General features: G+C 58.5%; 18 protein-coding genes. 6 read left to right on the top strand and 12 right to left on the bottom strand.

Annotated elements, in window-relative coordinates; all coding sequences use genetic code 11:
- Positions 1–2: 2 nt before the first annotated feature.
- The 6 genes from IP81_RS11320 to IP81_RS20210 are packed head-to-tail and all read right to left on the bottom strand — an operon-like array spanning position 3 to position 4252.
- Positions 3–827 (bottom strand): urea amidolyase associated protein UAAP1, encoded by an 825-nt coding sequence (locus tag IP81_RS11320; protein WP_054108099.1) that lies wholly within the window; start codon positions 825–827, stop codon positions 3–5.
- On the bottom strand, positions 824–1264 hold the full coding sequence (locus IP81_RS11315) for a CopG family ribbon-helix-helix protein (protein ID WP_369800733.1): 441 nt from the start codon (positions 1262–1264) through the stop codon (positions 824–826). Before IP81_RS11315 ends, IP81_RS11320 begins: the two co-directional genes overlap by 4 nt.
- Before the next feature lie 37 nt (positions 1265–1301).
- Complete coding sequence (locus IP81_RS11310) at positions 1302–2069, bottom strand: ABC transporter ATP-binding protein (protein WP_231626473.1); 768 nt, start codon at positions 2067–2069, stop codon at positions 1302–1304.
- Entirely contained in the window at positions 2066–2881 is an 816-nt protein-coding gene (locus IP81_RS11305; RefSeq protein ID WP_054108097.1) for an ABC transporter permease, read from the bottom strand. Before IP81_RS11305 ends, IP81_RS11310 begins: the two co-directional genes overlap by 4 nt.
- A gap of 43 nt (positions 2882–2924) precedes the next feature.
- On the bottom strand, positions 2925–4007 hold the full coding sequence (locus tag IP81_RS11300) for a putative urea ABC transporter substrate-binding protein (protein ID WP_054108096.1): 1083 nt from the start codon (positions 4005–4007) through the stop codon (positions 2925–2927).
- On the bottom strand, positions 4004–4252 hold the full coding sequence (locus IP81_RS20210; protein WP_157573177.1) for a hypothetical protein: 249 nt from the start codon (positions 4250–4252) through the stop codon (positions 4004–4006). The genes IP81_RS11300 and IP81_RS20210 overlap by 4 nt, the downstream gene beginning before the upstream one ends.
- Before the next feature lie 524 nt (positions 4253–4776).
- On the opposite strand from IP81_RS20210, the gene IP81_RS11295 reads away from it, so the two are divergent.
- The 5 genes from IP81_RS11295 (at position 4777) to IP81_RS11275 (ending at position 13939) form a co-directional block, all read left to right on the top strand.
- The gene (locus IP81_RS11295; protein WP_054108095.1) at positions 4777–7176 is read left to right on the top strand and encodes a TonB-dependent receptor; all 2400 of its coding nucleotides are present in this window, start codon (positions 4777–4779) and stop codon (positions 7174–7176) included.
- Between the two features lie 99 nt (positions 7177–7275).
- Positions 7276–8208, top strand: a complete 933-nt coding sequence (locus tag IP81_RS11290) for an MBL fold metallo-hydrolase (RefSeq protein WP_054108094.1) — start codon at positions 7276–7278, stop codon at positions 8206–8208.
- 156 nt (positions 8209–8364) lie between these two features.
- Positions 8365–9375 (top strand): sterol desaturase family protein, encoded by a 1011-nt coding sequence (locus tag IP81_RS11285; RefSeq protein ID WP_054108093.1) that lies wholly within the window; start codon positions 8365–8367, stop codon positions 9373–9375.
- Positions 9372–10058, top strand: a complete 687-nt coding sequence (locus IP81_RS11280) for a hypothetical protein (protein ID WP_369800732.1) — start codon at positions 9372–9374, stop codon at positions 10056–10058. Before IP81_RS11285 ends, IP81_RS11280 begins: the two co-directional genes overlap by 4 nt.
- A gap of 158 nt (positions 10059–10216) precedes the next feature.
- Positions 10217–13939, top strand: coding sequence for a chemotaxis protein CheB (locus tag IP81_RS11275; RefSeq protein WP_231626470.1), 3723 nt, complete (start codon positions 10217–10219; stop codon positions 13937–13939).
- Between the two features lie 82 nt (positions 13940–14021).
- On the opposite strand, the gene pnp is transcribed toward IP81_RS11275, so the two are convergent.
- The 5 genes from pnp to IP81_RS11250 all read right to left on the bottom strand — a co-directional run bounded on the left by pnp (position 14022) and on the right by IP81_RS11250 (position 19030).
- Positions 14022–16334: a polyribonucleotide nucleotidyltransferase gene (pnp, locus tag IP81_RS11270; protein WP_054108091.1), complete on the bottom strand. Its 2313-nt coding sequence runs from the start codon at positions 16332–16334 to the stop codon at positions 14022–14024.
- 222 nt (positions 16335–16556) lie between these two features.
- The gene (gene rpsO, locus IP81_RS11265; RefSeq protein ID WP_054108090.1) at positions 16557–16826 is read right to left on the bottom strand and encodes a 30S ribosomal protein S15; all 270 of its coding nucleotides are present in this window, start codon (positions 16824–16826) and stop codon (positions 16557–16559) included.
- Between the two features lie 4 nt (positions 16827–16830).
- Entirely contained in the window at positions 16831–17745 is a 915-nt protein-coding gene (gene truB / locus IP81_RS11260; RefSeq protein WP_054108089.1) for a tRNA pseudouridine(55) synthase TruB, read from the bottom strand.
- Between the two features lie 5 nt (positions 17746–17750).
- The gene (locus IP81_RS11255; RefSeq protein WP_054108088.1) at positions 17751–18458 is read right to left on the bottom strand and encodes a site-2 protease family protein; all 708 of its coding nucleotides are present in this window, start codon (positions 18456–18458) and stop codon (positions 17751–17753) included.
- Complete coding sequence (locus IP81_RS11250) at positions 18455–19030, bottom strand: thymidine kinase (protein WP_054108130.1); 576 nt, start codon at positions 19028–19030, stop codon at positions 18455–18457. Before IP81_RS11250 ends, IP81_RS11255 begins: the two co-directional genes overlap by 4 nt.
- Here IP81_RS11250 and IP81_RS11245 point away from each other — a divergent pair.
- Complete coding sequence (locus IP81_RS11245) at positions 19023–19712, top strand: YceI family protein (protein WP_157573176.1); 690 nt, start codon at positions 19023–19025, stop codon at positions 19710–19712. The two genes, IP81_RS11250 and IP81_RS11245, sit on opposite strands and share 8 nt — an antisense overlap.
- On the opposite strand, the gene rbfA is transcribed toward IP81_RS11245, so the two are convergent.
- Positions 19709–20101, bottom strand: a complete 393-nt coding sequence (gene rbfA, locus IP81_RS11240) for a 30S ribosome-binding factor RbfA (protein ID WP_054108086.1) — start codon at positions 20099–20101, stop codon at positions 19709–19711. The genes IP81_RS11245 and rbfA overlap by 4 nt on opposite strands.
- Position 20102: the final 1 nt, after the last annotated feature.

The raw sequence follows: 20102 nt of genomic DNA, 5'->3' as shown, positions 1-20102 counted from the left end.
TCTTAGCGGCGGAAATAGTCTTCGACGTTCAAGAAGGCGCGCAGGCCTTCGGGCGTGGCAGTGCGGATGGGATCATCTTCTGCCGTGACGGGGCCGCGCCATGCGGTGGCGCGCAGGGGTGTGACCGTCCACTGATCGCGCGGATCAAGCACGTGGGGGCAATTGGCGATGACCACGATCACATCCATCTCGGCGCGCAGAACGACTTGGCGACCGGGGGCATAGGGGCCGATTTGCGGGACGATTGCGCCGTCTTCCGCGATCTTGGCGGCTTTGAACAGGTTGACGCAAGGGTGGACATCGCGGCGCTGGAGGCCGTGTTTGGCAGTGCCCAGCAGGAAGCGGTCACGCCCGTTGGGATAAGCCCCGCTGTTGCTGCCATCGCCATATTTTGCAGCATTGGTTGCAGCATTCGAGGTGCCGCAGAAGGCATCATGCGTGGCTGCGGTGTCTTCGATCATGCTCATCATGACGCGGCCCATATCGGACAGGAGCAGCTTGCCCTGACCGAGATAGGCGTTCCACTGGACCTTCACCGTGTCAGCCACGTTGAGGCGTTCGGTGGGCATTTCGGCGTTGAACACGAGCAGCGAGGCGCAGGCATCGCCTTTGAGATCGATCAGGCGGAGGCGCGAGCCGCGCGAAAGGCGGCGGGTGGCATAGCCGCCTGCGGCAATGGTCTCTTCCCACACCAGATCGGCGGGCGCTGTGCCTTCGGGCAGATCGGCGGCAACGGGCGGCAGGACCGGCATGGCTTCGACCACGGTGCCTGCCATAGAGCGCGCATGATCGCGGGCGGCAAGAGGATCGGCGAGAGGTGCGCTCATGCGGCGGCTCCTTCGTTAAGATCGCCTGCGTCCGGCTCATAAAGCGGCGGCAGCAGGGCGGTGGTGGTGACGAGCTGGAGCTGGTGCACGCCACGCACCCGGCGCAGCGCATCGCACAGGGCCTTCAGGCGGACGGCGGGGCCTTGGACCAGCAGGACTTCGAGCGACTGATCATCTTCCAGAAAGACGTGCTGCGAGGAGATCACCTCTTTGAGGTATTCGGCCTGCGTCTGGGCGAGCTGGTGGCGTACGCGGCCGCGATCCCCGCGATAGACGATGGTGACCGTGCCGGCGAGCATCTCTTCGGGGCGGGTATAGGCTTCGTGTTCGGCCAGCGCGTGGCGGATCAATTCGGCGATCAATTGCGAACGCGATGGCAGGCCGCGCTCTTCGACCATGTTATCGAGCTGGCGGAACAGTTCGCCCGGAAGGCTCATCGAGAGCCGGGCAAGGCTTGCGGGTTCGGTACTCACGTCAGGCCCTCTCTTCGCTGGGTTCGGGTTCTGCATCTTTGCGCAGGGTCAGATCGTAGACCGCCGTGGCACCGAAGCGGTGCGGGGCGTGGGGATCGTGGCGGCGTTTATCGAGCGCGAGGACGCGGGTGCCGAGGCTGAACGCCTCGCGGATATCGTGGGTGACTATGATGATCGTGAGCGCATAATCGCGCCACAATTGCTTGATCAGCAGGTGCATATCGGCGCGGATGCCGGGATCGAGCGCGCCGAAGGGTTCATCGAGCAGGAGGATGCGCGGGCGCTTGATCAGGGCCTGCGCGATGGCGAGGCGCTGTTGCATGCCGCCCGATAGCTGCGCGGGAAATTGGTGCAGGGAATCGCCGAGGCCGACGGCTGTGAGCATCTGCGTGGCTTCTGCGATGGCGGCGCGGCGGGCGGAGCCGAACAGGCGGGCGGTGAGCGGCGCTTGTTGGCATTCGAGGCCGAACATCACATTGCCCAGCGCGGACAAGTGCGGGAACACCGAATAGCGCTGGAACACCACGCCGCGATCGGGACCGCATTCGGGGGCGAGCGGCGCTCCATCGAGCATGATGGAGCCGCGTGTGGGGCGTTCCTGGCCGAGGATGATGCGCAGCAGGCTACTTTTGCCTGCGCCCGAGGGGCCGATGATCGAAACGAAGGAGCCTGCCTCGATATCGAGATCGACCTTTTCGAGAACGACCTTGTCGCCATATTCGACCCAGACGTTTTGCAAGCTGAGGATGGGTGCGGGAATGGCGCTCAATGGTTTGCTCCATGGGCCCAAGGGAACGCGCGTTTGCTAAGTTTGGCGAGCGCGACGTCCATGATGATGGCGAGCAGCGCGATCCACGCGACGTAGGGGATGATCACGTCCATCGAGAGATAGCGGCGGACGAGGAAGATGCGGTAGCCAAGGCCGATGTCCGAAGCGATCGCTTCGGCCGAGATCAGGAACACCCATGCCGGGCCGAGCGAGAGGCGCACTGTCTGGATGAGGCGGGGCATGGCTTGCGGCAGGGCAACGCGGATCATGATCTGCCACGAACTGGCGCCGAGCGTTTGCGCCTTGATGATCTGTTCGGTGGGCAAGGCGGCCACGTGGGCGGCGATATCGCGCACCATGACGGGCGCAATGCCGATCACGATGAGCGCGACTTTGGCGGTTTCCCCAAGGCCCAGCGCGATGAACAGGATTGGCAGCAATGCGATGGGCGGGATGACAGCGATGCCGGTGACAAGCGGGCCGAAGGTGGCGCGCACCGGAGGCAGAACGCCGAGCACGAGGCCGACCACCAGCGCGGTGAACGTGGCGATGCCGAGGCCGAGGCCGAGCCGTTGCAGGCTGGCCATGGTATCGACCCAGAACACGAACTGACCGCTGAGCTGATCGGCCTGGAACATGAGCGTGGCCATGCCTTGCGCCATGCTGTTGGGCAGCGGCAGGATCTTGTCCATGGGGTTTGCGGCATGGCGCTGTGCCGCCAAGAACAGGTAGAGCAGCACCAGCAGCAGGATCGGCACAGCACCCAGAAGAATGCTGTTGTTCCGGCGCACGTGACGGTTGACCCAACGCATGATTGTGTTCGTACCTTAAGCTAAGCCAGTGGGCTTGCGCGGATCAGAGTTTGCCATCGGCGGCGAGCTTCATGAAGCTATCGTCGAAGCGCAGGGTGACGCGGGCGGGATCGCCCAGTGTTTTGCCACCGGGGAAGCCGATCCCCACCGCATCAGCCGATGCCGCGCCTTTGAACAGGCCCTTCGAGAAGCTGAAATCGCGCACGAGCGTCATCTTGGTGACGAGTTCGGGGGCGTTGGTGGCGGCAACGGCAGCCTTGGGGTCGGCGTAGAGGAACGTCGTTTTGAGCTGGCTGTCGAACATTTCGGGCGTTGCGCCGGAAAGCTTGGCCATAGCCGCGCGCGCCTCTGCTCCCTTGGCGTCTTGCTGCTGCATCAACGCGACGGTTTCATACCAGATGCCCGCCAGCGCTTTGCCCAGGTTGGGATTGGCTTTGAGTGTGGCGGTATCGACGACCATGAGATCGAGGATTTCGCCCGGAATATCGGCGGAGCTGAACACTTGCGTGACGCCCGCCTGCCCTTTCATCACCGAAAGCTGCGGGTTCCATGCGACGGCGGCGCTGACATCGGGGGCACCAAAAGCGGCGACGATATCAGCATCGGAGGTGTTGACGGTGGGTACGTCGGTTGATTTGAGGCCGACCGATTCAAGCCCGCGCGCCAGCAGATAATGCGATACTGAAAGTTCGACCAGATAGGTCTGTTTGCCCTTGATCGCTGCCAGCGAGTTTGCGCCTTTCAGCAAGATGCCGTCATTGCCATTCGAGTAATCGCCGACGATGATAGCGCTGGTATCTTTGCCGCCAGCAGCAGGGATTGTCAGCGCATCCATGTTGGTGACGGTGACGCCATCGAACTTGCCCGCGGTATACTGGTTGACCGATTCAACGTAATCATTGACCTGCACCAGATTGATCTTGATGTCGTATTTGTCGGACCACTTTTTCACGATCCCGGCCTGCTGTGCATAAGGCCATGGCATCCAGCCGGCGTAGATCGACCAGCCGATATTGAACTCTGTCTTGGGTTCGGCCTGAGGACTTGGTGAGGCCGAACAGCCCGCCAGCATGAGTGCTCCAGCCATCAGCACTGCGGTGCCGAATTTGCCAACAAGCTTGATCATGATTCGATCCCCTTTCGCATTGCAGCATCACCATACGCACCGCCCTTGTCTATCAAAATTATTACCACGGATAAAAAAAGTAATACCCATGAAGGTCGGGTTTCAGGCAAAGCGCAGCGCATGGCATCGGACAGAAGATGCATCTTTACGGGGCTTTCGCGCGCAGCAGCGCCGATATCGCCAGCAACACCGGCGTAAATTCTGGCCGAAACAATCCATGTTCGCAAATCGGCGTATTGACCCAAGAGTTCTGATCCCTTGCAGCCCCCGGTGAGACACCTGACCCCTGCCCGCACTATCCCACCGCGTTACGAAACCTTAGCGTTTCCGCCAATTTTGCAGTGCAACATGACTTTTACCCTCTGGTGAGCAGGTGCGAAATTATTACGCTTGACGCAATGTGTAATATCCATACCGTAAAGCACATCGCCACCGATGCGGCGAATGAGGGACTAAGCAAGACTTTACAGTGAGGGTTCGTGGATCGAAAACTGGCCTGCACGAGTGAATTTCCAGGGGATACTTCGCCGGTTTTGGTCGACGTTATTCAACCTGGCCGCAGGCTTTCGCTCTTCGACCTTTTCCGGGTTCACGGCAACGACACTGACCACCGGCAGTGTCAGATGATGCGCCACGCCACCAGCGTTGGCGGGACTGGAATATTCTGGCTGACAAGGTGCCAGCCCGGCTGAACAGCCAAGGGTTAGAGCACCACAGGGAAGGATGTCACTTAACGACAGGCTCACCATTCAAGGGAGTCGGAGTGACTATGAAACTGTTTCGAAACACGCTGCTGAGCGCAACCATGCTGATGGGTGTGAGCGCTGCTCCGGCTTTCGCGCAAGACACGGCCCCGCAAGCGGTAGATGATGGCAACGCAGGCGAGATTGTGGTGACCGCCACCCGCCGCGCCACTTCGCTGCAAGACGTGCCGATCAACATCAGCGCGGTTGGCACCGAACAGATCAATCGCCAGCGGCTGGATGACGTGCGCGATATCGGGGACTTCACGCCGGGCCTGACTATTGTCGACACTGGCCCTGGATCAACCGGCTCGATCGTGCTGCGCGGCCTGAACGCTTCGGACTCAACCGCGGGCGGTGCATCTTATGATAACGCTTTGGGCGTTTATCTTGGCGAAGTGCCGCTGTATTACGATTTCAAGTTGCTCGACATTGCACGTGTGGAAGTGCTGCTTGGCCCACAAGGCACGCTTTATGGCCTTGGCACGCTGGCCGGCGCGATCCGCAATATTCCCAATCGTCCGAACCTTGATGCTGTCGAGATGGAAGTGCATGGCCGCTTCTATGGCAAGAGCCAAAGCGGCGATGTCGGCATTCAGGCAGATGGCGTGATCTCGATCCCGATCATCAAGGATCACGTGGCGTTCCGCACCTCTACCGGCTATTACTTCGATCCGGGCTTTATCGATTACACGCTGCTATTGCAGGAACCGGGCGTTTCGCTGCCGCAACCGAGCGGCTCGGTTAGTGTAACCGACGCTGCTTATGCAGCCAACCTGACCCGTCGCAATGATCTCAACTTCGAAAAGACGCTTTCCAGCCGCAACCAGTTGCTGGTCCAGTTCAGCGAAGACCTGAAGGTAAACTTCACTTACGCCTATCAGGAAACCAAGACAGACGGCGGACAGTACAACAGCAACGGTGTGCTGGGCACCGGCCGTTATGAAAGCGCTTCGCGCTTTATCGAACCGGTTTCTCGCCGTGCACACCTCGGCAGCATGGAAATCAACGCCAATCTTGGAGGCATCGCCGATCTGGTCGCCACGACGGCCTACACTGATGTGCGCAGAGACGCGCAAGGCGACAACACCGACCTGTTGCTTGACCTTGACTATGATTACGAACTGTTCCCCGCGTTTTCGAGCTTCAACGAAAGCCAATCGACGCAAAAGCAGTTCAACCAGGAAATACGCTTCGTTTCGCGCCATGGTGGGCCATTTAACTGGGTATTGGGCGGGTTTTACAACGAGTTGAAGAGCCAGCGCGATTATCGCGAAATCTTGCCGAACCATCCTTTTGTCGACATCACGACGAACCCCGACGAAGTCGAATACGCATCCTTCAACCGGTCGAAGGTGATCGAAAAGGCCGTGTTTGGCGAAGGCACGTTCAGGATCGTTCCCGAATGGCAGGTTACCGCAGGTGCCCGTTACTATAACTACGATATAGACGTCGCTGGCCGGGCAGTGACTCCATTGCTGGGCGACCCCATAAGCCCCTATGATCTGCCGGCCGCGGGTGGAGCCGACAAAAACTCCGGTTGGGTTTGGAAGTTCAACACATCCTATAACTTCACGCCGGATATCATGCTCTATGCAACATACAGCAAAGGATATCGAATTGGCGGCCCGAACACCGTGGCACCTTGCGTATTGCCGCTTAAGCCACCTCCGTTCCAGAACGTGTGCGCCCTGCCAAACGAAGTGTCGTTTGGTCCAGACACGACTAAGAACCTTGAAGTTGGTGTTCGTGCGCAATTGTTTGATCGCAAATTGACGCTGAACCTCAACGCCTACACGATTGACTGGGAGGGTATCCAAGTCTCCTCGGCCACGATCAATGGTATCGTTGGCATCACGGTGAACGGCGGCAAGGCGAAGTCGGAAGGCGTGGAAGCTTCGTTCCAGATGCGCCCTGTCGACGGGCTTTCGATCCAGGGCACATATTCCTATAACAACGCTCGGCTGACCGAGGATGTGCCAGGCATCATCGCGGTTAACAGCCCTGCTGGCACTTACCCGAGCAGTCCGATACAGTTGAGCGCTTTGAAGGGAGATCGCCTGCCTGGTTCAACCCGGAACAGTGGAAGCCTGGGTGTAACCTACACCACGCCAGTTGCTGACGGGAACTTGGTCTTTGACTGGACGGGCACCTATCGCGGCGATGTTGTGACCCGCCTTGGTTGGGACCGCGCGTTTGGCGACAAGCTGCCGGGCTTTGTTCTGCACCGTACATCGTTCGCTTATGAAACGGACAAATACTCGGTCTCGTTGTTTGCCAACAACGTGTTCAATACATACGCCGTGGCGTCGGTCTCGAACGACCGCTCACGCGTCGGCCTAAATGATGGTGTGCGACTGCGGTACTATCGCCGTAACGTGATCAATCCGCGCACGGTCGGCATTGAAGCACGCATCAAATACTGAGCTAACGGAGGGGACGGGGCGCCATCCGGCTAAGGGATGGCGCCCCGAACCGTTTGAAGGATACCGGCTACACCTTTTTGAAAAGCAGGGTAAAACGACATGGCATCACTAACACGCCGGTTTGGGCCAGTTCGGCCAGTCGTTTTAAGCCTCGCGCTTTTGGCAGCCGGTGGTTTGGGCGTAAATGCAGCGCATGCTGCGACGCCAAAGATGTTTGCCGAGCGCTGGATTGATGGCACGAACGGGGCCGAGCCTGCCACGCAAGTGCAGGCCTTGGATGATGACACGTTCGTGATCCGGCAATCGGTGAAGACGAATTTTGAAGCGCCGTTTGTCTATCTGCTGTTTGGCCGCGACAAGGTTTTGCTGATCGATAGCGGGGCGCAAGACGGGCAAATCCGGCAGGCGGTGGACCGGTTGATCGACGATTGGCTGGTGAGAAACAAGCGCACGACGATCCCGCTGGTGGTGGCGCATAGCCATAGCCATGGGGATCATACTGCCGGTGATGCGGCTTTTCAGGAGCGTGCCAATACCACGGTTGTGGGGCTGAAACCGGCAGATGTTGCGGCGTTTTTCGGCATCGCCAAGTGGCCGGAACAGATTGGCCGGTTCGATCTGGGCGGGCGCGTGTTGCGTATCCTGCCGACACCGGGGCATCAGGCTGCTGCGATCATGGTCTATGATCCGAGGCTGAAAGTTCTGCTTTCGGGCGATACGCTTTATCCGGGCCGGCTTTACGTTCCGGTCAATTTCATGGGCGACAACCGTGCGAGCGTGAAGCGGCTGGCAGCGTTTGCGGCGCGGCACCCGATCCGCGCGGCGTTGGGCGCGCATATCGAGATGAGCCGCGCACCGGGCCATGATTACGAACATGAAGCCGCCGCCCATCCGAACGAACATCCGCTGGAACTGGGGCCGGAGCAGATTGCCGAATTGAAGGCGGGCTTGGCGGCCAAGCTCGACACCGCCGACCAGCAGCAGGTGCATGATCACTTCATTATCGTCACTGTGCCGCCGCGTGCGGAGTGAGGGCATAGATCATATCTATGGAAACTATTTCGCAATGCTATCTGGCGTGATGAGGTAGATTTCACCACGATAAGATCAGCATTTTGATTAACTTAAGCCTCTCAATGCAGCGGACAAATCCGAAGTACACGGGGCATATATCGCGAGAACAAGCGTATGGACGGAGTTCGCGTAGGCAACCGGTTGATCGGCACGCAAGCGCCGGTGACGATTGGTTGGGAAAACATCCCCCGGGTCGAAGGCGGGCCGATCAAGCAATTCGTCTTCACCTATTTCCAGCCGTTCGCTTTGTTCGCGATGGTAACGTTCTGGTATTACGCGCCAAATTCCATCGCCAAGGCCTCAACCGCGATCTGGATCGGCATCGGCTTCAAGGCGTTGTTGCTGGCGCTGGAATGGGTCAACCCGCGTTTCGAAAGCTGGCGGTTGACGTGGAAAGAGGCGATGACCGACCTGTTCTATGTCGGGCTCGGCTATACGCTCCTCGATCAGGTGGACAATTTTATCGGTAGCGGTGCGGTGATTGAAGCCGTGCGCAACAGTTATGACTGGGACAAACTTTCGTGGTTTACCGGACTGCCGCTGCTGGTGCAGGCCTTTGCGATCTCGATCATGTTCGATTTCGGGCAGTACTGGATGCATCGCGGGATGCACAACTGGTATCCGTTGTGGCTGCCGCATTCGGTGCACCACTACATCACGCAGTTGAACATCAACAAGGGCGCAGTGGGCAATCCGATCGAGCTGTTCCTGATCGGGCTTGGCATTGGCGGGTTCTTCGACTTCCTGCCCCGCGCAGCGCTTCTGGCAGGCGCTTTGGGCATGACCATCGGGATTTACCAGCACATCAACGTGCGCTTCAACACCCCGCGTTGGTGGCGGTTCCTGTTTAACACGACCGAGCACCACAGCCTGCACCATTCGCAGGACTTTGAAGCCACACGCAGCAATTACGCCGGAAGCTACATCTTCATCGACCGGATCTTTGGCACCTGCATCGATGGCGAGGCAGAGCTGTTGGGGATGGAAGGCGGACGCCGGATGACGGTGCGCGAGCAGATGCTGTTTCCATTCACCGAGGGCTGGAAATCATTGAAGGCCAAATACGGCAAAAGCCGCAGCGGTGATGATGGCTTCGGCCAGTCCGACGCAGTGCCTGCGGAATGACCGATCAGGCCACTTCGCGCAACTTTGCCGGGTTTGAACAGCCGCTCACCACACCATCAAACGGACACCGTGTGAACTTTCGCTTCATCGACTGGATCTGGAATGTCAGGGGAAGCGTTCCGCTTGAACCCCTGCAATCGAGCGACGAGGCCTTTAACCGGCTGGACCCGCTGTTCCGCGAATACGGGACATCGCATGAACGGACGGGTGATACGCTGACTTTCAGCAAGAAGGACCAGCCCGCACAAGACAAGATGTCGGTGTTTGATGCAGGTGTGCTGAAGATCGAACAGGGTGTGGCAGGTGCTGCGCTGCACTATCGCCTGTCGAGCCGGGCTTTGTTGTTCTGCTTCTGCTTGCCGCTGCTGTTCCTGTTTTTTGCCCAAGCCACGATTGCGATTGGCGAATATCGCAAGCCCGCGATGGAAGCCGCGGAAAAAGCCAAGGCTGCAAAGAAGAAAGAGCCGGTGGTGCGCGAGTTGCATCCGCTCGATACGTTCCTTGGTGCGCCCGCTCCAGAAGCACCCAAGAAGGATGGCGCTGCCAAGCGCGAAGACAAACAGCATTCGCCAAAGTCTGCTTATGTTTTTGCCGCGATGTTTGCCGCGCTTTATGTGATCGGACGCATTCTTGAGCAGTGGCTCGTACAGCGGCTGTTTCGCAAGGCGCTGCAGGGCGGATAGGGCTGGACGTCCTGTAATGATCCACTGTAAAGTCTGCCCGTAACCCGTAATAAGCTAATAAATCTGTTTTTTCTTCAAGTATTTGTGCAAGAACTGGGCCAAGGGGTGGTACGGATGCCCCCATGGCAGGAAAAACCGATCAGTCCGGAAATAAAGCCTTGCCGAAACCGCCCCGGCAAGGACCTACAATAGCGACCAATTCTGCAAGCGCGCTGACGGCGCGCAGTGCGCAAGCAGCCATGTCGATCATCGCCATCGGCGCGTCGGCGGGCGGGCTTGAGGCGGCATCCAAGCTGCTGGATGGCTTGCCAGCGACATCCGGCATGGCCTTCATCATCGTCCAACACCTTGACCCTACCCACAAAAGCATGATGGCCGAGCTGCTGGCAAAGCACAGCGCGATGACAATCATCGAAGCCTGCAATGGCGGCCAGCTTAGCCCCGATCACGTCTACATCATTCCACCGGGCCGGTTTCTTTCGGTTCGGGCAGGAGTATTGCATCTTACGCCCAAGCAAACACAGCACGGTACGCGTTTGCCATATGACTGCTTGCTGAAATCACTTGCCAAGATGCATGGCCCGCAAACCACGGCAATTGTCCTTACCGGAACGGGCGCAGATGGCAGTGGCGCCCTTGCAGCGCTGAAAGCGGCAGGCGGCCATGTGATCGCACAATTGCCCGAAGAAGCTGAATATGATGGTATGCCGCGCGCAGCGATTGCCACCGGTCTTGTCGACCAGATCCTGGCCTTGGCGGACATTCCTGCTGCATTGATTGGGCGGCAAGAAGCACCGTCAGGCAAAACAGACCCGAGCCGCGAACAACCCGTGGAGCAGGCCAACGCGCTTGCGGCAATCATTACCCTGTTGAAAGACCGGACCGCGCACGATTTCACGCAGTATAAGTCTGGCACAATGGCACGCCGCATAGAGCGCCGCATGGGGCTGCTGGCATTGGAGCGCAGCAACCTTGTCGCTTACCTTGAACTGTTGAATGACAATTCGGCCGAGTGCGATTTGCTCGTCAAGGATCTGCTGATCAACGTGACCAGTTTTTTCCGTGACCCCGGCGTATTCGAGGCGCTGGAGGCGAGCGCTATTCCCGAACTGATCGAACGACTGACCGATCATCAAGCGCTGCGGGTTTGGGTTGCAGGATGCAGCACCGGAGAGGAAGCCTATTCCATCGCGATGACGTGTCGCGATGCCATTGAGGCGTCCGGGCGTAATATCAAGTTGCAGGTTTTTGCATCCGATGTTGATGCCGATGCCATCGCCACCGCGCGTGACGGATTTTATCCGCATGACATTGCGAGCGCAGTTTCAGCAAAACGCCTGGCCCGCAATTTCAACAAGGACGATGCAGGATACCGCGTAACAGCCAGTTTGCGCGGCGATGTGGTGTTTACCGTGCAGGATTTGCTGTCCGATCCGCCGTTTTCGAAGATCGATCTCATTTCCTGCCGGAATTTGCTTATCTATCTTAACAACGAGGCGCAAACGCGGGTCATATCGCTGTTCCATTTTGCCTTGCGCGAAAGCGGCGTGCTGGTGCTGGGATCATCTGAGACAATCGGCAACAGCGAGGACCGGTTTGAGCCGGTGGCGGAATCCGAGCGCATCTACCGGCATATCGCCCGCAGCCGCAGCGCCGACGCACGGAATCCTTTGCGCTTTGGTGAAACCCTGCCTTCCATCGGCGCAAGTGACCGGATAACGCCATTAATCCGGCAAACCACATTGGCCGATATCTGCCGTACGGGCGTACTGACAACACTGGCTCCCACAGCCATCCTGATCAATCAAAGCCGCCATTGTGTTTATTCGATGGGGCCAGTCGAGCGTTATCTGCGCATTCCATCCGGCTATGCCACGCTGGATGTTCTGGCCATGGCAACACCAGCGTTGCGCACCAAACTGCGGTTGGCAATTGATGCGATCGGGCCGAAGCAGAAGCGCGTTGATGGCGGCAAAACGCGCCTGACCCATGATGGAGCGACGATCTGGTTCAGAATCGATGTGCAGGCCTTGAAAGGGGATCATGAAGACCTGATCCTCGTCTGTTTTATCGAAGAGCACACCGCGCCATCGGGCAAGGCATCTTCCGCAAGCCGGAGCAGTGCGCCGCGTGTGGCCGAGCTTGAACTGGAACTGGAGGCGACACGCGCTGAATTGCAGACGGCAATCCTGCATCAGGAGCGATCCAGCCAGGAGCAAAAGGCGATTAACGAGGAGGCTCTATCGGTCAACGAAGAGTTCCAATCGACAAACGAGGAATTGCTGACATCCAAGGAGGAGTTGCAATCGCTGAACGAAGAACTGACGGCACTGAACAGCCAATTGCAGGAGACGCTTGAGCGCCAGCGCCTGACATCAGACGATTTGCAGAACGTCTTGTATAGCACCAACGTGGGCACTCTGTTTCTTGATATGGAATTGAGGATCCGGTTTTATACACCCGCGATCAAATCGCTGTTTAGCATTATTGCAGGCGATATTGGCAGACCGCTTGCAGATTTGCAGCCGATTGCCGCCGATTATGAGCTGATACGAGATGCGCGCCAAGTGCTGATCGACGAAGCCTTGATCGAACGCGAAATTGAAGCACCGGATGACATTTACTATTCGCGCCGGATTTTCCCATACCGCGCGCACAACGACAAGGTTGAAGGTGTGGTGATCACCTTTGCCGATATCACCGACCGCAAGATAACAGCCAAAGCTCTGGAAACAGCAAAACTTGAAGCCGAGCGCGCCAATGTGGCCAAATCACGCTTTCTTTCAGCCGCGAGCCACGATTTGCGGCAACCGCTGCAATCGCTGACCTTGTTGCAAGAATTGCTGACCAGATCTGTGCAAGGGGAAAAACCGAAGCGTCTGCTGGCGCGATTGGAGCAAACGATTGGGTCGATGTCGGGAATGCTCAACGCCTTGCTTGACATCAATCAGATCGAGGCAGGCATTGTCGAGGCAGAGCACGTGCTATTTCCGGTGAACAGCGTGCTTAACAGCCTGCGCGAGGAGTTTACGCACCTTGCCCAATCGCGCAACCTTACGCTGCATATTCTGGATTCCGCTGCGATCATCAAGAGCGATCCCGCGCTGCTTTCGCAAATGATCCGCAACCTTTTGGGCAATGCGATCAAGTATACATTGCGGGGCAAGATCCTGCTCGGGTGCCGCCGCCGGGGCAACAGTTTGCGCATCGAGGTGTGGGACTCCGGGATCGGAATTGCGGCCGATCAACTCCATGCCATCTTTGATGAATTTCACCAGGTCGACAATGTCGCGCGGGAACGCAGCTTGGGACTTGGCCTTGGCCTTTCCATCGTTCAGCGGCTGGGCCGCCTGCTGGGGCATGACGTGGATGTGCGGTCAAAGCCGGACAAAGGTTCGGTGTTCACAGTGACCATTGCTGACCTTGTGACGGGCACGCCATTGACCGAAGATTGCGCGCCTACGGTGGAATCCGAAAGCGTTGCGCAGCAGCGCCCCTGCAAGATCCTGCTGGTTGACGATGATCCTGATGTTCTGGAATTGCTGGAGCAATTGCTCAAGGGTGAAGGGCATTCGGTGAAAAGCGCAACGAGCGCGGCAGAGGCGCTCGAAATTGTTGCGGGCGGCGCAATGCTCCCCGAAATCCTGCTTACGGATTATAGCTTGCCGGGGGGAACGTCCGGCCTTGAACTGGTGCAGCAATTGCGCGAGCGGCTATCCAGCGTTCTGCCTGCGATCATCCTGAGCGGCGATGTTTCGAGCGAAACACTGGCCAAAGTGGCTGCGCAAGATTGCATGCAACTGAGCAAACCTGTCAAACCGCGCGAACTTCTTGCCGCGATAGAACGGCTTTGCGCTGAGCATGGCTCGCTGCCGGTGTAGCAAGCCTGGCGAAGAGGGGCGCATGACACAAAAAAGGCCCGGTTCTTTCGAACCGGGCCTTTTTCAGTTTTGGCGCAAGCCTTTAGTCGTCAGACTTGAGGAATGCTGGCATGTGGTCAGGAGCTGGACCATCTTCACGGTCACGACGTGGACGGTCACCGCCCTCGCGACGTGGACCGCGATCACCGCCGCCGCGTGGGCCTCGGTCGTTGCCACGTGGGCCACGACGATCACCGCCACCACGATCAGGACGATCGCCGCGTGGTTCACGTGGTTCACGTGCCGGACGGGTATCTTCCAGTTCAGCACCGGTTTCCTGATCGACAACGCGCATCGACAGGCGAACCTTGCCGCGCGGATCGATTTCAAGAACCTTGACCTTTACGGCCTGGCCTTCCTTGACGACATCCTGCGGCTTTTCGACGCGCTCGTTCTTCATTTCGGAAACGTGGACGAGACCGTCCTTGCCGCCCATGAAGTTTACGAATGCGCCGAAATCGACGATGTTGACGACCTTGCCATCATAGATCTTGCCGACTTCGGCTTCTTCCACGATGCCGAGGATCCAGGCCTTGGCTGCCTCGATCTGGGCGGTGTCGGACGACGAAATCTTGATCAGGCCTTCATCATCAATGTCGACCTTGGCTCCGGTGGTGGCGACGATCTCGCGGATCACCTTGCCGCCGGTGCCGATGATGTCACGGATCTTCGACTTGTCGATCTGCAGCGATTCAATGCGCGGAGCATGTGCCGAAAGTTCGGTACGTGCTTCGCCCAAAGCCTTGGTCATCTCGGCCAGGATGTGCGCGCGGCCTTCCTTGGCCTGTTCAAGCGCCTTGGCCATGATCTCGCGCGTGATACCCGCGATCTTGATGTCCATCTGCATCGTGGTGATGCCGTTGGCCGACCCTGCAACCTTGAAGTCCATGTCGCCGAGGTGATCTTCGTCACCCAGAATGTCGGACAGAACAGCGAACTTGTCGCCTTCAAGGATCAGACCCATCGCGATGCCCGAAACCGGACGATCGATCGGAACGCCTGCGTCCATCATCGACAGACAGCCACCGCAGACGGTTGCCATTGACGACGAGCCGTTGGACTCGGTGATGTCTGACAACACGCGGATCGTGTAAGGGAACTCGTCCTTGGTTGGCAGCACAGGGTGCAGCGCACGCCATGCCAGCTTGCCATGGCCCACTTCACGACGGCCCGGAGCGCCAAAACGTCCAACTTCGCCAACCGAATAGGGCGGGAAGTTATAGTGCAGCATGAAGCGCTGATACGACAGGCCATCAAGACCGTCGATCATCTGCTCCGCATCCTTGGTGCCCAGCGTGGTGGTGCAGATTGCCTGCGTTTCACCGCGTGTGAACAGCGAAGAGCCGTGCGTGCGTGGCAGGAAGCCGACCATGGCTTCGATCGGGCGGACCTGCGTGGTGGTACGACCGTCGATGCGGGTGCCGTCCTTGAGGATGGCGCCGCGAACGATGTCCGCTTCGACCTTCTTCATGGTCTTCATCGCAACCATCTGCGTCTGCGGGGTTTCGTCCGAGAACGCAGCCTTCGCCTTTGCACGGGCATCATTGAGCGCGTTCGAGCGGGCCGATTTGTCGGTCAGCTTGTAAGCGGCCGCAACGTCCTTGCCGACGATGTCCTTGAGCTTCTTCTTGATGTCTGCGGTGTTGTCCGACAGATCAACGTCCCAAGGCTCCTTGGCAGCTTTTTCAGCCAGGCTGATGATTGCGCCGACGACCTTGCGGATTTCGTCATGGGCAAACATCACTGCGCCGAGCATTTCTTCCTCGGTCAGTTCCTTGGCTTCGGATTCCACCATCATCACGGCAGAATCTGTAGCAGCAACGACGAGGTCGAGGCGGCCTTCAGCGACTTGGCTGAATGATGGGTTGAGCTGGTATCCGCCTTCCTTGAAGCCGACGCGCGCAGCAGCAATCGGGCCCATGAACGGAACACCCGAGATGGTCAGCGCAGCCGAGGCAGCGATCATCGCAACGACATCTGGCTCAGTCTCACCGTCATAGCTGAGGACTTGGCAAATTACGTTGATTTCGTTGTAGAAACCTTCGGGGAACAGCGGGCGTACCGGACGGTCGATCAGACGGGAAACCAGCGTTTCCTTTTCTGTCGCGCCGCGCTCACGCTTGAAGAAGCCGCCGGGGATACGGCCGGCTGCCGAGAACTTTTCCTGATAGTGGACGGTCAGCGGGAAGAAATCCTGGCCTTCCTTGACAGACTTTGCAGCGGTAACCGCGCAAAGCACAACAGTTTCGCCATAGGTGGCGAGGACTGCGCCGTTTGCCTGACGGGCAACACGGCCGGTTTCCAGAGTGAGGGTTTTGCCGCCCCATTCCAGCGATACGGTTTTGACGTCGAACATTTAGCTTCCTTCAGCCCGCCGCCCAATTGCGCGCGGGTTTTTGCTGCCGGGGTTTCCCGTCCCGGTCCGGTGTGGGGCGCTTATCGTGCCCCGAAGGCGTCCTGCCGAATTGCGAAGACGCCTAATTTCTTGGTCGCATCGCGAAAAGCGAAAACTGGTTCCCACTTTTCGCGCGATGCTCCCTAAACGCAAAAGCGGCCCGCTAGGGGCCGCTCCGCGTGTTTACTTACGAAGACCAAGCTTCTGGATGAGTGCGTTATACCGCGGCACATCTTTCTTCTTGAGATAATCAAGTAGCGAACGACGCTTGTTGACCATCATCAGCAGGCCGCGACGCGAGTGATTGTCCTTGTGGTTGGACTTGAAATGCTCGGTCAGACTGTGGATACGGCTGGTCAAGATCGCGACCTGAACTTCCGGCGAACCGGTATCGTTTTCGGCGCGAGCGTGGTTGGCAATGACTTCTTGCTTCTTTTCAGCGGTAATCGACATAAATTTACTCCGCGACATCGGCGATGTTAAAACCTCGGGTGACAGTCAGGCTACCGCCTGAAAGCTCAACCAGCGCGACAGGCACATTGCCAAGTCGTCCCCAGTAAAGCCCGTCATCAAAGGGCAATCCCGCAAGAACGCGGCCCTGACGGACCGCCCTTGCCTGTTCGGGATCGAGGTTAAGAGCCGGGATGTCGACCAGCCCTGCCTCTAACGGCAAGAGTACGTGTTCAAGGGTCGCGCCTTGGCCGACCGCGTTCAATTTGTCCAGCGAAATCGCTTGGGCCAAATCAAACGGCCCGGCCCGCAAACGGCGCAGCATGGTAACATGGCCCACGGTGCCAAGGCTGCGGGCAATATCGCGCGCTAGGCTTCGGATATAAGTGCCTTTGGAGACGTGTGCGGTGAGCGTTGCTGATTGCAGCGCGCCTGCCTCACCCTCGGTACCATCAAGGGTGAGTGTATGGATCGTGACGGCGCGGGACTTGATTTCGAATTCCTGCCCTGCCCGCGCCAGATCATAGGCGCGTGCGCCGTCGATCATCAGGGCGGAATAGGCAGGCGGCACTTGTTCGATGGGGCCGGTGAAGCTGGCCAGTGCGGCTTCGAGATTGTTTAGCGTAGGCCGCACTTCGCTTTGCGCGATGACTTTGCCTTCAAGATCGAGCGTATCAGTCTCGACGCCAAAGCCGATGGTAAAGCTGTAGACCTTGCTGGCATCAAGCATTCGCCCGCAGAGCTTCGTCGCCTCGCCAATGCCGATGGGCAGGACGCCGGTGGCCAGCGGATCAAGCGTGCCGCCGTGGCCGACTTTGACTTTGCCAAAACCCGCCTGCCGCAAGTTGCGCTTTACCGCCGCTACGCCTTGGGTTGATCCAAGCCCCAGCGGCTTATCGAGAATGATCCAGCCATCAACCATCGGGGTTACATCGGCTCCGGACCGGCGACAGTTGATGCCAGTAGTGCAAGGTGTTCGGCCATCCATTGGACGGGCGGGCCAACAACGCGCTCGATCAGGCGAAGTTGAGGGAAGATATAGGGCAGGATCACGAGGATCGCGAAGACGACGAGCAGGCCATAGCGCTCCACTTTGGCATAAGCGTGTGCGAGTGGCGCGGGCAGGATGCCCATCACGATGCGCGAGCCATCAAACGGCGGGATCGGCAGCAGATTGAACGTGCCGAGGAACAGGTTGACGAGCAGGAAATTGCGCAAGTTATCGGCGAAGAACAGCACGGGCAAACCCGGCTCTACCGAAGCATCGGTTGCCCGCACCAGAAGCCCGAGCGCGATGGCGGCGACTGCTGCAAGGATGAAGTTCACCCCCGGCCCCGCTGCTGCCACCGCAACCATGCCCCAACGCGGATTGCGCAAGCGGCGGAAATCGACCGGCACCGGCTTGGCCCAACCGAACACCGGAGCACCTGTCAGTTTCAGAAGGCCCGGCAGGATGATTGTGCCAAACAGATCGACATGGCGCAGCGGGTTAAGGCTTAGTCGCTTGGCATCGGCGGCCGTGGGATCACCCAGCGCGCGCGCCATCCAGCCATGCGCGACTTCGTGGAAGACAATCGCAAGGATCATCGGGATCGCCACTGTGGCAATCGACCAGATCATGCCTTCGGGGTTCATTGCATAGCCTCGCTAAAATGTTTTCGGCAGAGCGCAACGTAGCGGTCGTTTCCGCCAATCTCGGTCTGCGCACCGGCACGAACGGCTGCGCCGCTTTCATCCACGCGCAAGTTCATCGTGGCCTTGCGGCCGCAATGGCAAACGGCTTTGAGTTCGACGAGCGAGTCCGCGATGCCGAGCAAGGCTCCGGCACCTTCGAACAATTCGCCCTGAAAATCGGTGCGCAGGCCATAGCACAGCACCGGAATGCTACCCTCGTCCGCGACGCGCGCCAATTGCCAGACTTGCGCTTTCGACAGGAACTGCGCTTCATCGACGAGCACGCAAGACAACGGCTCTACGGCACTGGCGGAGTGCACGCTTTCCCACAAATCTGTTGTGCGATCAAACCGGTACGCCTCTGCGTGAAGGCCGATGCGGCTTTCAATCGCCCGATCTCCGCCCCGATCATCAATCGATGCCGTCCATAACATCGTCGCCATGCCCCGCTCGCGGTAATTGAATTCCGCCTGGAGCAGGTTGGTTGATTTGCCTGCGTTCATGCTGGCGTAGTAAAAGTAGAGCTTGGCCATTACCCTCATTGCCATAATGCCGTTGCCCGGGAATGCCATAGGGTGTCAGCGATTATTCGACGTGGAGCAGCGCATGAACCGACCAATGACAGGACGTGTGATGTCCGCGATGGGCGTCCTGCTCCTCATTCTGCCAGCATTGTCTGCGTCCGCGCAGGCGCCTGCAATCGTAGGCCAGCTGCAATATACGCTCGATCCAAGCTTGAGCAGAGTGAACGCGCGCGTAGGTTTCTTTGGCATTGCGAGCAAGACAGCGCGCTTCCCCAAAGTGAGCGGCAGGATCGTGCTGGCCCCCAAGCGCCTCGACACGATCCAACTCAATGTCGATCTGGATGCGACAGCTTTGGAGGCTGGGGATTCTGTCACCCTGGAACGGCTGCGCGGGCCGGACTTCTTTGATGTAGAACACCATCCGAAAGTCCATTTCATCGGACGCGGTTTGAGAATGACCGGACCTGTGACCGCGCAGATCAGCGGAAGTCTGACGGCAAAGGATATCACCCATCCGGTTCTGCTTAGCGTGAGTTTTGCCAAGCCTCCCGCTGCAGCAACGGGCAAAGAGCCCATCCAGTTTACAGCGCAAACCAAGATTGACCGCACCGAGTTCGGAATGAACGCCTATCGTTTTATCGTGGCCAAGACGGTAACGATCACCATCAACGCAGCAATGGTGCCGCGTTAAGCCTCGCCCAGATCGCGCTTGACCTTTGGATCGGCCAGCAGGGATTCAATACGGGTGGCCATATCGAAGCTTTCATCGGGCAAAAACTTCACTTTGGGCGCGAACTTCAGGCGCAGCCGCTGGGCCACCTCGCGCTGGAAAAACGCGGTGTTGGTGCGCAAGGCTTTGAGCACGATTTCCTCGTCCTCACCCAGAAGCGCCTTCACGAATACCGAGGCGTGTTGCAGATCGGGCGACATGCGCACTTCAGTGACCGAAACCGTGTGGGAGCGCAGTACATCATCATGGACGACCTGCCGCATCAGCAGTTCTGACAGGATGTGGCGCACTTGTTCGCCCACTTTCAGCAGGCGGACGGAACGGCTTTCGGGGGTGGTCTGTTTGGCCAAG

The sequence above is a fragment of the Novosphingobium sp. AAP83 genome (assembly GCF_001295795.1).
GTDB lineage: Bacteria > Pseudomonadota > Alphaproteobacteria > Sphingomonadales > Sphingomonadaceae > Novosphingobium.
The sequence above is the reverse complement of the archived record's forward strand: the minus strand, read 5'-3'. Positions and strand labels throughout refer to the sequence as shown.